The organism is Parabacteroides gordonii MS-1 = DSM 23371, assembly GCF_000969825.1.
GTDB classification, from domain to species: domain Bacteria; phylum Bacteroidota; class Bacteroidia; order Bacteroidales; family Tannerellaceae; genus Parabacteroides; species Parabacteroides gordonii.
Genome location: NZ_KQ033920.1, coordinates 1,203,443 through 1,216,236 on the forward strand (window position 1 = coordinate 1,203,443; position 12,794 = coordinate 1,216,236).

17 protein-coding genes and 1 pseudogene are annotated in these 12,794 nt (G+C 34.2%); 4 read left to right on the plus strand and 14 right to left on the minus strand.

Annotated elements, in window-relative coordinates; all coding sequences use genetic code 11:
• Positions 1-59: 59 nt before the first annotated feature.
• The 13 genes from HMPREF1536_RS22015 to HMPREF1536_RS22075 all read right to left on the minus strand — a co-directional run bounded on the left by HMPREF1536_RS22015 (position 60) and on the right by HMPREF1536_RS22075 (position 10,074).
• Entirely contained in the window at positions 60-1,286 is a 1,227-nt protein-coding gene (locus HMPREF1536_RS22015; protein ID WP_028729006.1) for a site-specific integrase, read from the minus strand.
• Positions 1,287-1,692: 406 nt separating this feature from the next.
• Positions 1,693-2,403, minus strand: a complete 711-nt coding sequence (locus tag HMPREF1536_RS22020; protein ID WP_028729005.1) for a TatD family hydrolase — start codon at positions 2,401-2,403, stop codon at positions 1,693-1,695.
• On the minus strand, positions 2,400-3,731 hold the full coding sequence (gene qatC / locus HMPREF1536_RS22025) for a Qat anti-phage system QueC-like protein QatC (protein ID WP_150115644.1): 1,332 nt from the start codon (positions 3,729-3,731) through the stop codon (positions 2,400-2,402). The genes HMPREF1536_RS22020 and qatC overlap by 4 nt, the downstream gene beginning before the upstream one ends.
• Positions 3,721-4,455: a hypothetical protein gene (locus HMPREF1536_RS22030; RefSeq protein WP_028729003.1), complete on the minus strand. Its 735-nt coding sequence runs from the start codon at positions 4,453-4,455 to the stop codon at positions 3,721-3,723. The genes qatC and HMPREF1536_RS22030 overlap by 11 nt, the downstream gene beginning before the upstream one ends.
• Positions 4,455-5,078: a hypothetical protein gene (locus HMPREF1536_RS22035; protein ID WP_028729002.1), complete on the minus strand. Its 624-nt coding sequence runs from the start codon at positions 5,076-5,078 to the stop codon at positions 4,455-4,457. The genes HMPREF1536_RS22030 and HMPREF1536_RS22035 overlap by 1 nt, the downstream gene beginning before the upstream one ends.
• Entirely contained in the window at positions 5,072-6,235 is a 1,164-nt protein-coding gene (locus tag HMPREF1536_RS22040; protein ID WP_028729001.1) for a KAP family P-loop NTPase fold protein, read from the minus strand. The genes HMPREF1536_RS22035 and HMPREF1536_RS22040 overlap by 7 nt, the downstream gene beginning before the upstream one ends.
• Positions 6,236-6,357: 122 nt before the next feature.
• A complete protein-coding gene (locus tag HMPREF1536_RS22045; protein WP_028729000.1) occupies positions 6,358-7,323 on the minus strand; it encodes a DUF5712 family protein in 966 nt (321 codons plus the stop codon).
• Between the two features lie 4 nt (positions 7,324-7,327).
• On the minus strand, positions 7,328-7,912 hold the full coding sequence (locus HMPREF1536_RS22050; RefSeq protein ID WP_028728999.1) for a BfmA/BtgA family mobilization protein: 585 nt from the start codon (positions 7,910-7,912) through the stop codon (positions 7,328-7,330).
• Between the two features lie 239 nt (positions 7,913-8,151).
• Entirely contained in the window at positions 8,152-8,517 is a 366-nt protein-coding gene (locus HMPREF1536_RS22055; protein WP_028728998.1) for a helix-turn-helix domain-containing protein, read from the minus strand.
• A 129-nt stretch (positions 8,518-8,646) separates the two neighbouring features.
• A complete protein-coding gene (locus HMPREF1536_RS22060; RefSeq protein ID WP_028728997.1) occupies positions 8,647-9,078 on the minus strand; it encodes an RteC domain-containing protein in 432 nt (143 codons plus the stop codon).
• Entirely contained in the window at positions 9,035-9,265 is a 231-nt protein-coding gene (locus tag HMPREF1536_RS22065; RefSeq protein WP_028728996.1) for a hypothetical protein, read from the minus strand. The genes HMPREF1536_RS22060 and HMPREF1536_RS22065 overlap by 44 nt, the downstream gene beginning before the upstream one ends.
• An 86-nt stretch (positions 9,266-9,351) precedes the next feature.
• Positions 9,352-9,588 carry a hypothetical protein gene (locus tag HMPREF1536_RS22070; RefSeq protein ID WP_028728995.1) on the minus strand — a complete coding sequence of 79 codons (237 nt, stop codon included), beginning with the start codon at positions 9,586-9,588 and terminating at the stop codon, positions 9,352-9,354.
• A gap of 3 nt (positions 9,589-9,591) precedes the next feature.
• Positions 9,592-10,074, minus strand: coding sequence for a flavodoxin domain-containing protein (locus tag HMPREF1536_RS22075; protein ID WP_028728994.1), 483 nt, complete (start codon positions 10,072-10,074; stop codon positions 9,592-9,594).
• Between the two features lie 92 nt (positions 10,075-10,166).
• Between HMPREF1536_RS22075 and HMPREF1536_RS22080 the strand changes: the two genes are divergently transcribed.
• The 4 genes from HMPREF1536_RS22080 (at position 10,167) to HMPREF1536_RS22095 (ending at position 12,202) form a co-directional block, all read left to right on the plus strand.
• Complete coding sequence (locus HMPREF1536_RS22080; protein ID WP_028728993.1) at positions 10,167-10,859, plus strand: LuxR C-terminal-related transcriptional regulator; 693 nt, start codon at positions 10,167-10,169, stop codon at positions 10,857-10,859.
• Positions 10,860-11,260: 401 nt separating this feature from the next.
• Positions 11,261-11,575, plus strand: coding sequence for a helix-turn-helix domain-containing protein (locus HMPREF1536_RS22085; RefSeq protein ID WP_028728992.1), 315 nt, complete (start codon positions 11,261-11,263; stop codon positions 11,573-11,575).
• Complete coding sequence (locus HMPREF1536_RS22090) at positions 11,562-11,855, plus strand: DUF3876 domain-containing protein (RefSeq protein WP_028728991.1); 294 nt, start codon at positions 11,562-11,564, stop codon at positions 11,853-11,855. Before HMPREF1536_RS22085 ends, HMPREF1536_RS22090 begins: the two co-directional genes overlap by 14 nt.
• A gap of 53 nt (positions 11,856-11,908) precedes the next feature.
• The gene (locus HMPREF1536_RS22095; protein WP_028728990.1) at positions 11,909-12,202 is read left to right on the plus strand and encodes a helix-turn-helix domain-containing protein; all 294 of its coding nucleotides are present in this window, start codon (positions 11,909-11,911) and stop codon (positions 12,200-12,202) included.
• A gap of 284 nt (positions 12,203-12,486) precedes the next feature.
• On the opposite strand, the pseudogene HMPREF1536_RS22100 reads toward HMPREF1536_RS22095, so the two are convergent.
• Positions 12,487-12,681: pseudogene (locus HMPREF1536_RS22100) on the minus strand (tyrosine-type recombinase/integrase); the annotation flags it as partial.
• Positions 12,682-12,794: the final 113 nt, after the last annotated feature.

Sequence of the window (12,794 nt, forward strand, 5' to 3'; positions counted from 1 at the left end):
GTATAATGGCAGTCCATCCTTTTGTTTTGAAGTGTGAAAGGACAGACTGCCAGATAATATTATATAGCCAATTCCGACAGGCAGCTATTTACTTTTTTCATATCCTTGAAAATATTCTGATCCAGTACTCGTGCATAGTGTTTAGTCACGCTTGTATCTGCGTGTCCCAACATCTTAGCAACATTTTCCATACTCACGCCATTCGCTAGGCATATAGAGGTGGCGTAGGAGTGGCGGGCTGAATGCGTGCTCAGCGTCTTTTGAATTCCGCATATATCAGCTATTTCTTTGAGATAACTATTCATTCGTTGATTACAGGGAACAGGCATCACAACACCTTTTCGAACACATTCGGGATGATTTTGATATTTATGAATTAGCTTCATAGGAAGATCGAGTAAAGGTATATTGCACATATTATCTGTCTTTTCCCTTGTTTTGCGAATCCAATAACTACCGTCCATGTCGCGGAAGATATGCTCCGGTTTCAGATGTTGCACATCCGTGAAAGCGAGTCCGGTCAGGCTACAAAAGACGAAAATATCACGGACTACTTCCATTCTTGGAATTGTGAATTCTTTTTCAATCAGTTTATTTAATTCTTCTTCCGTCAAAAACTCACGGTTACTGGCAGTCTGGTGGAAACGGATTTCAACAAACGGGTCATCATCCATCCACTTGTTCACGAGAGCATTCCGGATTATCTTTTTCAGATTTTTCAGATACTTGACTGTCGCATTCTGGGCGCAGTCTTTCTCCGTCTTGATAAAATGCTCGAACTCTTTCACAAACTCCTGATTAATATTCTTCAATGGAATATCAGAGAAACGATATTTCTCTTTCATGAATTCTTCAAGATAGCGGACCGTTCTCTCATACCGTAAAACCGTACCCAATACCACATCTTTATCCAAAAGCTCACGGTATTTCTTATTATGTTCCCTGAAAACTTCCAGCAACATTTTTGGAGATTCACCTTCACCATAGAAATGGCGTTTCAGGATTTCGGCAGTAATGGGTTTGCCGTCTTGCTCCAATTCTCTGTGGATACGTAGTACTTTTGTCCGAACCGTTTCAAGATAGTGGTTGAGTTCCTGATGCTTCCGTTCCTTCCCAATCGCACATTCCTTATTACTATTCCACAGGGAAACCTCGACACTGCGTTTGATTTGAACTTCCGCACGTTGGCCGTTGATTGTGATGCGTAGGCAAATCGGTGCCTCGCCATTCTTTAATAACTTACTCTTCTTGATGAAAAAGAGGATTGAAAAATAGTTTCTGTCCATACTTTTAAGTTTAAATTTTAATGGTTCAAAAATACTATTTCAAGCCTGAAATCCTGTTACGCAAAACACAGTGAATCAAAGAGTAAAGTTCAATTCGGTGGACTAAAATCGGACCTAAACAAAGTCCACCTATTTCACCTGTATTTCTTGCTGTAATCTGCCTAAAATGGTGGACTGAGGGAAAAAAGAAATCCCCAATAGTGATTGACTATCAGGGATTTACTTTATTTTTCATCTTGTTTCAGTGATCCGCCTGGGATTCTCCTTGCAGAGTTACCACGCTGATATTTAAAACTTTATATTTTTAGCTTCAAGCATATCCCATGAATTATCCCACTAATTTGCTACATGCTTTTGCGGTAGTTTGCTCATGGAGAATACTGAGGGCAAAGATAATGATTTTATTTTATTGTACATTATTGATTAATGAATAGAAGTTTGTTTTAATTGTACTTTCAATTTCCACTATACTTAGATTGTGTTCTTTTGCCAAATAAGCAATTACGTTATTAATATTACATTTTTTATTGAATGGAGCGTCTGTTTCTGTTAAGATTCTATTCAATGGCATATATGATATTAGCTTTTTACCATTACTACTTTCGATCATAGCTTCATTTAAGGAAAAGTAATAATTACATTCTAATATTTTGTTTAGCGTAGATAGATTTCCACTGTACCAATGAAATATTGCATTTGAGATATGATATTTTTTCAATAATTCTAAAACAGTCTCTTCTGCTCTTTTGGAATGGATACTGAGTAACTTATTTTTATTAACTATACATTGAAGAACATATTCAAAATTTTTAATCTGCTTTTCTTTTATTGAATAACCATCTCTAGAAAAGTCAAGCCCAACTTCTCCTATATATGATGTTTGTGGTAATAGTCGCTTAAAAAGCTCCAACTCATTATCTTGTTCACTTGCTAATAAAGGGTGTAATCCTAAAGCAAGTCTAATATGCTTGTATTTTTTAACAAAAGGAACTCCCATCTTAAAATGACTTGGCATATTGGTCATACCAATAACTATGTCCCCTTTATTCTCTATTTCTTGAATATATGATTCAGGGGATTTCATCATATCAAAATGGCAATGGGTATCAATAATCATATATGAATTCTATGTTTTATTTCTTCATTTCCTTTATCTTCAATCCATTGTTTTAGCTCTTCTCTTACTCTAACTACAACATCTGCATAATTTGAAAGTTCATCCAAAGGAAGTGAACCATTGCAAAGCAGATTAGCTTCTATTTCTTTTTTTGAAAGATCATGTGCTAAAAAGTCCAAGAATGCAGGCATATCAGGTATATGCATTAAATCCCTTATTAAGTCATTTGGATTTAAAGCGTTTGTACCTATATCTTCAGTATCTAGCCCTATTTTATGTAAAGCTGCTCTTCTATATATACAAGGCATACATATTCCACAGTTAATAGCATGAGGATTTTCACGAATATCCTTTCTTGTCCCCCTTTTTGCGCATGAACAAGATAAAGGAGATGTTATTTTAAATAATTCTTTATCTACGCACTCTTCCACCATCTCACCTTTTGTTTTAAACTCATATGGATTCATTATATTATTAGGTAAACCTAATATTTGAGCTATCTCATTCAATTCTTTTATGACATAAGGATGAGCCGTACGAGTACTACAAGTGCTGTATCTAGATGCTGTTAAAGGATGGTTTAGTGCTATTGTTCCATTTTCTGGTAGTATAATTTCTATATTAGGGGCAAGATTACTAGCTGCATATATAGCCTGACTTAAAAACATAAAAGAACGACTTCTTAATGTAGTTTCTCTAGAACTTCCTTTAATATCTATTCGGGTCTGTATATGATCAAATGATTTAGGGAAATTTTCTTTTAAAATAGGAATAATTTTGTCTTGGTCAGCTTTTGCTCCTTTAAAAATACTGTCATAATGAGATATAAATAAAATTTTATCTTTATTATCATGTAGCAAATCAATAGCTCCAATCAAAGAATCCATACCACCAGAAAATAAGCATACTTTTTTATAAGAATCTACGGATATATTTTTTATTTCATAGATCGGTATATTAAGTTCTTGCTCTCGTTTTACAAAATCAATATTCCAATAGTCTGCTGTTAGAAAATGTAATAGTTGATTTACTTTATCATGTACATTTCCCCATTTGTCTGGATCTGCTACAGGAAACGTAAACTCTAAATCTCTACTCCATTTATCAGAAGCAATATATTCTCTTTTTACTAGTATGTCAATTCCGTAAACTGTTGATGCGAGTAAGAGTAAATCGAATGCTTCTCCTTCAACAGTACCTGCGTATGCATATAAATCTTTCAATGCAATTGTTAAAAGACCATTAAAAGAACGATTTTCATTTATTGCTGAAAGTCGAAATTGGATTTTACCATTGTATGATTCAATGTTTTCTATATTAATTCTCATAATCTGCAAATGCATTTAAAGTTTCATTAAATATACGTTCTTCTATATCAAGCCCCTCAGCATTATTCCAATTAACTCTTTGTAAATCATGTTGAGCAGAAACATCTATGACACATTCTTTAATATAATCTTTTATATCTTGAAATAATCTTCCGGCATTGTCTTTCCCCTTTTTTCTCACCAAACTTTCATAGAACCTTTGACTTAAATGCGTGAAGAGATAATATGTGAAATATCTTACAAGCAACTGAATATCTGAATACTGTTGAAGTGTTTCTTGAAACTTGTCTTGTAGATCTTGGATTGACTCTGCATCAAGACAAATTTCTTCTAATAACATTTTTTCAGCTTGTTTTGCAGCAACTTCGTCTAAAGAAGAAGCACTACCACATACATGTTCAAGTAGAAAGTTAATGACATCTTTGGGCTGAGAATGTTCGTTCAGAAGCATCCCCCATGAGGCTAATGATTGACTTAGCCCTGTTTGGCGAATTGAAGAAAATGTAGATTGTAGTTTCTTGGCAGCTTTAGTTCCTGCATGTCCTACTCCACTTCCCCCTCCATGATTTCCCCTTCTATTCTCTCTGACAAAGCTCGCATGTTTACAGAAAGCTCTTTGAGCTGCATTATCTTTACTGCTTCCACACGAAGATGTAACAGTAGTACTTAATTCTCTCCATCCGGGAGTTCCTTTCAAGCCTTTGTAACTAGTTGATGTTCCCATTATTTTTTAGGATTTAAAAGACGTTCATATGCTTTTTTTGCTGCAGGTGGAACTTTTGATCCACATGTTGATATTGTTGTTTGATAGGATGATTTACAGGTTTCAAGATCTATTGTATATTCAAATAAATGATACAACCCTCTTTTACTAGGATCTTCTATTATTTTATTCGATAGAAGTGTGTAAAAGGAAAGTTGTTTCTCTTTATCTAAAATTCTGAGTTTTTCATCCACTATCTTTTTTATGACAGGTTCTGGAAGATCTGGAGCTGATAGTTCAATAAACAAACTTCTAATTTCAGGATCGGTCATATACAAGGAAGATAAAGAACTTAGTTTATCTCTTGATAACCAAAAATAATCCAATAAATTAAATTCTGCTAATTTGGGACTTGACTGTAACCATTGTATTGTAGACTCGTCCTTCCAATTTTGCGGCAAATCTTTAGTTTCTGCTTTTTCATATTTCTTGATTTTTGAAGATTTACCAGTTTTAGGATTTAAGTCTTGATATATTTCTCCAAATAGTGATGGAGATTTATATTCCAATATCATTAGTTTAGCTAGCACAGTTTCATTTATATCTTTCATTTGTGCAGCATCTTTAATTTTTTTTCTTAACATAACATGTTTAGAAAACGCTTTATTTGTCTTGGATTTCCTTTTAAACAAGTTGCAATTAGACCTGATAATTGGCAGATTAGCAAGCAATCATCATCTAACTTTTTTATAATTTCCTCACCTAATCGACTTTTGATTATTTTAATATCATAAGCAGAGTATCTCTTTTTTTCTTTAAAATTCAAAAAATCAAGGTAAACTGATTCAAATTCTTCATGCGAAAATGCATTCTCGCAGAAAAGTAAAGTAATATAAGTGTTTACTTCTGTATCAGATAATTTAGGAAGATTATAAGGGACTTGTATCAGCTTTTCTAAATAATCTCTAACAATTTTTTTATCCATAGCATCTTCTCCATCTGACATACTGGGGTTTAGTGGAAACTTATCTTTGTATCGATGTGTTATTGCACTTTCTACTATTCTAGGATCAGCTCCTATTATGAATGCTGTATTATCAACGTTTAAGAATAATTTTATAGCTTCTAAATTATCTATAATTCTTTCTGGCAGACAACGATCTAAATCATCAATTATAACGACTAATTCTTTTATATTTGATTTGGCTAATAATTCCGTCATATCTTTTCTGAATTCGCGTATAGATTGACTTTCTTGACTAGGAGTGTCTGGGTTCTCTTTTATAAATTCCTTTATTTTATCCTCAGCTTTATCACTACAAAGTAAGTCTATTATTTTTTGAGGAGTATCTTTAAATTCTTTTAAATTAGATATTATCTGAGGAATGATAGAAGCTCCACCTGTAAAATAGGCAGTAGCTATAGGAACTGTTACCTTTGCTACACGCATCCAGTTTATTGACTTGTATAGTCTTTTAGCAACAGATTTTACTTCCTCAATAGTTTTAAATTCGTCTTCTATCTTTTTTACTATTGCTTCCATTAAGGCGGCTTTTGCGTCATCATAGCCTTCAAAAGTCCATCCGTTAAACTGAATTGTAAAGATTCCTTTGTCTTGGAAAGACTTTGTTTTTAATTCTTCATATATTTTTTCAAGAATGCTGGATTTTCCACTTCCCCAGTCTCCAAAAACGCCCAAAGTTAGTGGTAACATTTTTTGCTCTTGTAAAAGGGCAATTATGATTCGAGCATGTAAATCGAATCCAAGCATATCGTTCTTTGAAATATTATCTTGCCACATAGTCGTAGATTTTCTATATTTACCTTAGTTTACTCTCACTTTTACAAATTTATAAAATAAGATTAACTTATAAGCTCTATAGGAGTGTTTTTTTTGAATAAAAGTAATTTTGATTGATTTCATCATCTTCGCTTATATTTTCTTCTCTTTTTATATTTTTCTTTTTCCTCTTCTGATATGCTAGAAGATGATAATAAATTACTTTGGGTAGAAAAAAAGGATATTGACGAATTAAACAATTGACTGTTAGTTTGATGGGATGATTGTTTGTCGGAATTGTTTATCTTTTGGTTGGTAGTAATATAAGTATCTGTATTGAGAGTTTGATTTCTAGCTTCCAAAGTTTCAAGAGTGGTAAGAAGCAAGTTTTTTTGATTGATTCCTATTTTTCTTTCATTGGATTGAAATTCTTGCTCTTGCTGTTTAAGCTGTTCGGAGATAGAACCGTTCTTCATAGTGTTGTGGTAATCAAACGATTCTATTTTTTTGCGGTTGTAGCCAAACAGTCTATCAAAACCCTGTTCTACTTGTTGGAATAAATTCACACGATTGAAGCTACCTTTAATTACTCCGTTCTTGGTGTTCTTGTGATTGGTAAGTGGAGATAGCTTCTTTTTATTTGCTTGGTCTTTCCGGCTCACAATCAAATGACAATGCATATTCAGTTCGTTATTAGAACGACTACGGTTAAAATGAATCTTACCATAGAACTTTATATCCAAAGCGGACAATTCTTTATTGAAGTTCTTGGCATATTCAGGAATAAGCACCTCACGGATGTAGCGTTTCATTGCATCTACTTGTTCCCGCTCTGTATTACCCATTGCTTGGAGTTCTTTTTCCGATGGGCTGACATGAATAGCATAAAACTTAGCATCCGTTTTTAATAGTTGTCCGATATTAGAATCTATATCTTTTATGACCTTTGATTTATAGATGTTATCATCTGTCAGATTGAAAAAGCCTTCGGTATAAATACCTTTCTCCATCCGTTCCAAGTCCTCATGCTCTAAATAATTGGCTAACTGTCGGCTACTTCCTGCATTATTATACGTTCCGTTCGATGGTGGAGCAAAATCAATATGCATAGCTTTATGTGTTTATCTGATTGCTGATTTCAGCTTTCAGGTTCTCTTTTCTTTTGCTATCCATCACACCACAAGCAGAAAGTTCCGAATAGAGTTGTATCAGTTGAAGTAGCTTTTTATAATCCCGTTGGTGTATCTGGTATAGTGCATTTATCTGTTTGGATTGGTTGTTTATTACATCGGCATGATTACAGAACTGTTCACTTAACTTTTTCAATATGGCTGTGTGTCTCTCTTGGCTGGCTTCCAGTTGAGAGAGAATTAGAGTTTCTAAAGTTTTGCCGATAGCATCGAAACGCAAAGCAATAGAATTTGTTGCTCGTATCATGGGATTCAGCTGTTCTTCCTCATAGTGACGAATGAAGCGGATAATATCATCCTGCCTCTTATTTATTTTCGCCAGTTCCGATTTTACGGATTCAGGTGCTTCGGATGGGTTGATATGTGCCTTATCGATATACCCGAACGCCAGTTTTACAACTTCACTCTTTTTCAGTGAATAGCGTTTGCATATCTTCTCTACCAAAGCTGCCGTTTCCTTGTCTATGGAAATGGTAGTGAATATCGTTTTTCGACTGCTATTTGGCATGGTAATTACTTTTTTTATAGAAATATGAATAGATAAATGCTTGATAATAAGCATTGAAAAGGAAATGCTTATTACAGGTGTCATTACAGCGTGTTCTTGTAACACGCTAAAGCCGAAGGCTTTGCCCCGCAGGGCAAGAGGGAAGAACAGGACTTGTCCAGTTCCCTCTTGCTTCATTTAGCGAAATGAGCCGAGCCACAGAGCGAGGTGGTTTCTGCTAAATGGGGCGTGATGGCACTTTACAGAACGGATGAATTATCCGCCTTTTTTGCTTCGGTTTGCTTATCGAGTTGATTTTCCTTTTTAAATCGTTCATAGGTTTTACAATCGGCATTTTCCTGAACGAATGCCCGAATGTCGGATGCCCGATAATAGGTTTTATGACTAATCATAAAGAAAGGTAGTTTACCACTTGCCCGATAACGCTGCAAGGTTCGGAAAGATACTTTCAGCAGGAAAGCTAAATCCTGATTGTCTAACAGTCGGTCGTTTTCATCCAGCACTTTATCGGTATTGATAAGCGATTGCAGGTTTTGACCTATCTCCCCAAGTTTTTTCGATAGCCTTTCCATCCACTTATCGAAATTTTCGTTGTCTATATACATTTTGCTTCAATTTTTAGTTCAACATTATTGTTCTCAATCGATTGATGAAGCAAAGTTCGGCAAATGGGTGCAAATAAGTTAGGGGAGTAGATATACTACACCCCTAACATTTGTTGGTAAGTTACTGATTTATAGATAGCCTTTCTTTTGATTTTCTTTAGTAATAGCTTTGCGAAGTATATCCAAAAATTCGATTCGTTTATTGGCTTGCCGACAAATTACACTTTCATGCTTTTTGTGGATGTCCCCAAATTTGATATTGAAGAGATGTTCAAACGCTCGTCCGATTTCTGTTAATGGTGCTTCTTTTCCGGCATGGTTTATCACTCTCTTGGATAGGAATAATCCGCTAACCAGTTCCATGATTTCAACAAGGTTAGTTTCATCTGTCAGATAGAGTGGCGATTGTGGATTACCATTTTTTTTGTTTTGAAACGGGGCTGGATATTGAATTTTTAGATTCAATAGCTCCAGTTCTGAATTGATAATAGCCAATGTCTTTTGTAGAAACTGCTTTTTAAGCGCATTTTCCCCCCTGCCCGTAAAGAGGTATTGTTTCAAGTGAAGCTATCTCAATACGGGTAGCTACAAGAATACGATAAGTAGTTGAATAATCATTTTCATTACTTATGTCTCTAATTTTTTCGATAAACTCGTCATAGGCATTTTGCATTACATTGTTATTGACTTCCTCTTTAGACTTTTCAATCAAAAGGTTGAAAAGTTCTGTTCTTAATAATTTGTTCATAAGCATAATTTTAAATGGTGAATAAAACCAATAAATATATTGTCTACATTTAATATGCTTATTTGCGATAATGTTTTATAATCAAACTATTCTAGTTCTGATATATAAATATTGATTGTTTGCAATATATTTATAACATCAGTTTCTGTAATACCGTGGCTCTCTATGCGTAATACTTTTTCCCAATCTTCAAAATCCACATTCCATTTATGAATCTGCGAGTATTGAGCAAATAGTATGTTTATTCTTTCTATTTCTAATTCGGTCGTAATAGAAGTCCGAAAAATCAAAATATCTCTTTTATTGTTACTGACTTTCATCATATATCACTTCCTTATATTATTCATTTTATCTAAAAATACCGTTATTGCATCATATCGTAGATTTGAAACAGAACACACTACTTTGCTAATCTTTCTCGTAATAAACTTTTCTATGAAATTCATTTTGTCAAACAGAAACTCACCACCTAAGATTGCTTCGGCGACAGCATTTGAGTGTAGATATTCGGGGAAAGCTTTTTTAAGTTGCTCAACTTCTTGAGTATCGTTCATTCCGCAAATAAATAATGCTATAATCTTCTGTTCTAACTGAGCGCGATTCTTATTGCAGAATTTACTCATTAATCTTCCTGGGTACCCAGCGTAAATAGAAGTTCCAAGAATAATTCTATCATAACCTTGAATATCAGGATTATGGAACTCTTTCAATGATATATATTCTAGTTCAGGACTTAATTTTTCTCCTATAAGATGTGCAACTCTTTCAGTTGTTCCATGCTTTGAATAGTAGATTATTGCAGTTTTCATAAATTCTCTCCTTTCATTTAGTTACCTTTGCAAAGGTAGAGTAGTCAAGGGCTATTATCAATAGTGAATTATCATCATATTTGGGAACATTCATGAGCTTAGAAAAATATAAATCGTATGTAGAGCTATTGTCAAGAGTGAACAATAGTTGTGTGTTTCTTATAGAATATAATAATAGATTTTTATATACATCTCCAAATTTCAATACATTTTTTGGATACGACATCGAAAAACTTAAAGACCCTTCGATTGAACACAACTACTTAGAGAAATATATTCATCCTGATGATTTTATGATCTTTAGCACTATTCAAAAAAGGTTACTTGGCTTTTACTATAGCCAGCCTATTGAATGTAGAAAAGATTACAAGCATATCTTTGAATTTAGAATTTTAAATGCAAAGAAAAAATATGTAAGAGTGATTAGTCAGCATCAGGTTTTAGAAATAGATGAAATTGGTAATCCCTTTTTGGTTTTAGGGGTAGTTGATTTATCCCCTGACCAAAAAGATATGGATGAGATAAAATTTCGGCTTGTCAATAATAAAACAGGAGAAATGACACCTTTCCCTTTGACCGAAGAAACAAATATAAAGTTAACTAAACGAGAAGTGGAAATACTGAAACTGGTAAATAAAGGCATGTTCAGTAAAGAAATATCGGATAGTCTTTCGATAAGTATTCATACAGTAAACAATCACAGACAAAATATTCTTCAAAAAATGAATACAGACAATGTTGTTGAGGCTATTAATTATGCCCGAAAACTTGGACTATTGGATTAATTCAAAAATAGTTCTTACTGTGTAGTAAGGTTATTTGAAACAATGGAAAACCACAGTAAACTAAAGTAGTTCGCTCGTTTCTACCCATCTACCCATTCCCTATTTTGTTTTTATATTGTAAAAGCTGATAATCAGAATTCTATTTTGATACACTATAGTAGTAGCAAATAATTGAATCGCTTATTGAATAGTGCTTCAAACAATTAGTTCATAATTTTTTTCATGAACTGGTGAGTTTACTATTTTAACTTCCATAGATTCTTATGTATAACTTTAGAAGTTAGACATTAGTAGCTTTACCATGCCACTTTCAGACAGTTTTGAAAACGACTCTTGATTCTTCTTTCATTTGCTGGTGAAATAGAATCAACACGTTTTATAAACCATTAAAAATTAAATGTATGGAAGTAGTAACCATTGAGAAAAGAACATTTTCGTATGTCTGCGAAAGGTTCACGGAGTTTGCCAAGCGGATAGAGAGTTTATGCAGTACTCATACTCAGAAGGTAGAAAACTGGCTAGATAGCCAGGAAGTGTGCCTGTTGTTAGGTTTTAGTAAGCGAACGCTGCAATATTACCGAAGTAGTGGACGGCTGGCTTATTCTCAAATCGGCAGCAAGATTTATTATAAATCTTCCGATATCGAAAGAATTATTGCGGACAGTGAAACACAGAATCAATCACCCAAACAAATCACGCCTTATGAAAAGAACTAAAGAAAATTATCCATTCTTCAACCTGTTTTCCATTGTCGGTACATGGGAAAGCATTAATCTGAATCCTACAGTTATCATCTACCGAAACGACAAGGACTATCTTCTTTCTATTATATATGTATCAGAAACGACCAAACAGGCTTTACCCGCAACTTATGAGATACAGCAAGATGGTAGCCAATATTTTATTGCCATTACATCCAAACGGTTCTATATAGATTATGATCCGGCAAAAGACGTACTTAGCATTTCATCGCTGGGGGACTATCTGCGCAACTAGTCTGCCATCTAGCTATCTTGAAATCAATATTTCAATAAAACAATCTTTCAATCATGGAACTAATAAATAAAGATACCCCACAAGTCAAAGAATTTATTTCTTCGCTCGATTCGATGCTGAACGGCATTGAATCCATTGTAAAGCATTACAAGCCCCACCTGAATGGAGAACGCTTTCTTTCCAACCTTGAAGTTTCCAAGAAACTGAATGTCAGTTTGCGAACCCTGCAAGAATGGCGAGATACAGGTCTAATCCCCTTTATCCAGATAAAAGGTAAAATCATCTACCGTCAGAGTGATATTGATAAACTGCTCCAAAAGCACTACTTTGAAAGTTGGAAAGAGTAACCTGCCAAGCCCAAAACATTGTTTTTCGGAATTTAATTTGAATCATTGACTTTTCCAGTGAAGTATTTAGTCTGTGCAAGTCTTTGGATAAAAATACGCTCGGAATGAAATGGAGAGGAAGATTTTTATTCAAACCGAAGGCTCGGACTTGAACAGGCTAAATGCGGAACTTACCTTTGTCAATGCTTCATATTGAGTTCTGGAAAACTTACAATAAAAGAAAAGGATTGAGAAAGTAATATTCATTATTCCCAATCCTTTTTCAATATTAGCTACTACCTTTATTATATAGCCAGTTCTGATAAACAGTTATTTACTTTCTGCATATCTTTTAGAATATTCTGATCCAGTACCCGTGCGTAGTGTTTCGTCACGTTGGTATCTGCATGACCTAACATCTTGGCTACATTTTCCATACTCACGCCATTTGCAAGGCAAATGCTTGTGGCATAGCTATGACGGGCTGAATGGATAATCAGCAGCAAAGCAGGCAGTTTCAGAACGAAGCGATATAATAGATAACTGATTTGAGATGAGGTGATTTGCTCTAATTTGCTAAGAAGTGAAAATTCAGAATAAAGCGGAATTAGGC

What these genes read in the sequence shown, in the direction of transcription:
- HMPREF1536_RS22055 (WP_028728998.1), bottom strand. Translation starts at nt 8,517, where the DNA reads ATGTATATAGACAACGAAAATTTCGATAAGTGGATGGAAAGGCTATCG.
- HMPREF1536_RS22050 (WP_028728999.1), bottom strand. Translation starts at nt 7,912, where the DNA reads ATGCCAAATAGCAGTCGAAAAACGATATTCACTACCATTTCCATAGAC.
- qatC (WP_150115644.1), bottom strand. Translation starts at nt 3,731, where the DNA reads ATGAGAATTAATATAGAAAACATTGAATCATACAATGGTAAAATCCAA.
- HMPREF1536_RS22075 (WP_028728994.1), bottom strand. Translation starts at nt 10,074, where the DNA reads ATGAAAACTGCAATAATCTACTATTCAAAGCATGGAACAACTGAAAGA.
- HMPREF1536_RS22095 (WP_028728990.1), top strand. Translation starts at nt 11,909, where the DNA reads ATGGAACTAATAAATAAAGATACCCCACAAGTCAAAGAATTTATTTCT.
- HMPREF1536_RS22015 (WP_028729006.1), bottom strand. Translation starts at nt 1,286, where the DNA reads ATGGACAGAAACTATTTTTCAATCCTCTTTTTCATCAAGAAGAGTAAG.
- HMPREF1536_RS22045 (WP_028729000.1), bottom strand. Translation starts at nt 7,323, where the DNA reads ATGCATATTGATTTTGCTCCACCATCGAACGGAACGTATAATAATGCA.
- HMPREF1536_RS22020 (WP_028729005.1), bottom strand. Translation starts at nt 2,403, where the DNA reads ATGATTATTGATACCCATTGCCATTTTGATATGATGAAATCCCCTGAA.
- HMPREF1536_RS22070 (WP_028728995.1), bottom strand. Translation starts at nt 9,588, where the DNA reads ATGATGAAAGTCAGTAACAATAAAAGAGATATTTTGATTTTTCGGACT.
- HMPREF1536_RS22085 (WP_028728992.1), top strand. Translation starts at nt 11,261, where the DNA reads ATGGAAGTAGTAACCATTGAGAAAAGAACATTTTCGTATGTCTGCGAA.
- HMPREF1536_RS22035 (WP_028729002.1), bottom strand. Translation starts at nt 5,078, where the DNA reads ATGTTAAGAAAAAAAATTAAAGATGCTGCACAAATGAAAGATATAAAT.
- HMPREF1536_RS22030 (WP_028729003.1), bottom strand. Translation starts at nt 4,455, where the DNA reads ATGGGAACATCAACTAGTTACAAAGGCTTGAAAGGAACTCCCGGATGG.
- HMPREF1536_RS22065 (WP_028728996.1), bottom strand. Translation starts at nt 9,265, where the DNA reads ATGAACAAATTATTAAGAACAGAACTTTTCAACCTTTTGATTGAAAAG.
- HMPREF1536_RS22090 (WP_028728991.1), top strand. Translation starts at nt 11,562, where the DNA reads ATGAAAAGAACTAAAGAAAATTATCCATTCTTCAACCTGTTTTCCATT.
- HMPREF1536_RS22040 (WP_028729001.1), bottom strand. Translation starts at nt 6,235, where the DNA reads ATGTGGCAAGATAATATTTCAAAGAACGATATGCTTGGATTCGATTTA.
- HMPREF1536_RS22080 (WP_028728993.1), top strand. Translation starts at nt 10,167, where the DNA reads ATGAGCTTAGAAAAATATAAATCGTATGTAGAGCTATTGTCAAGAGTG.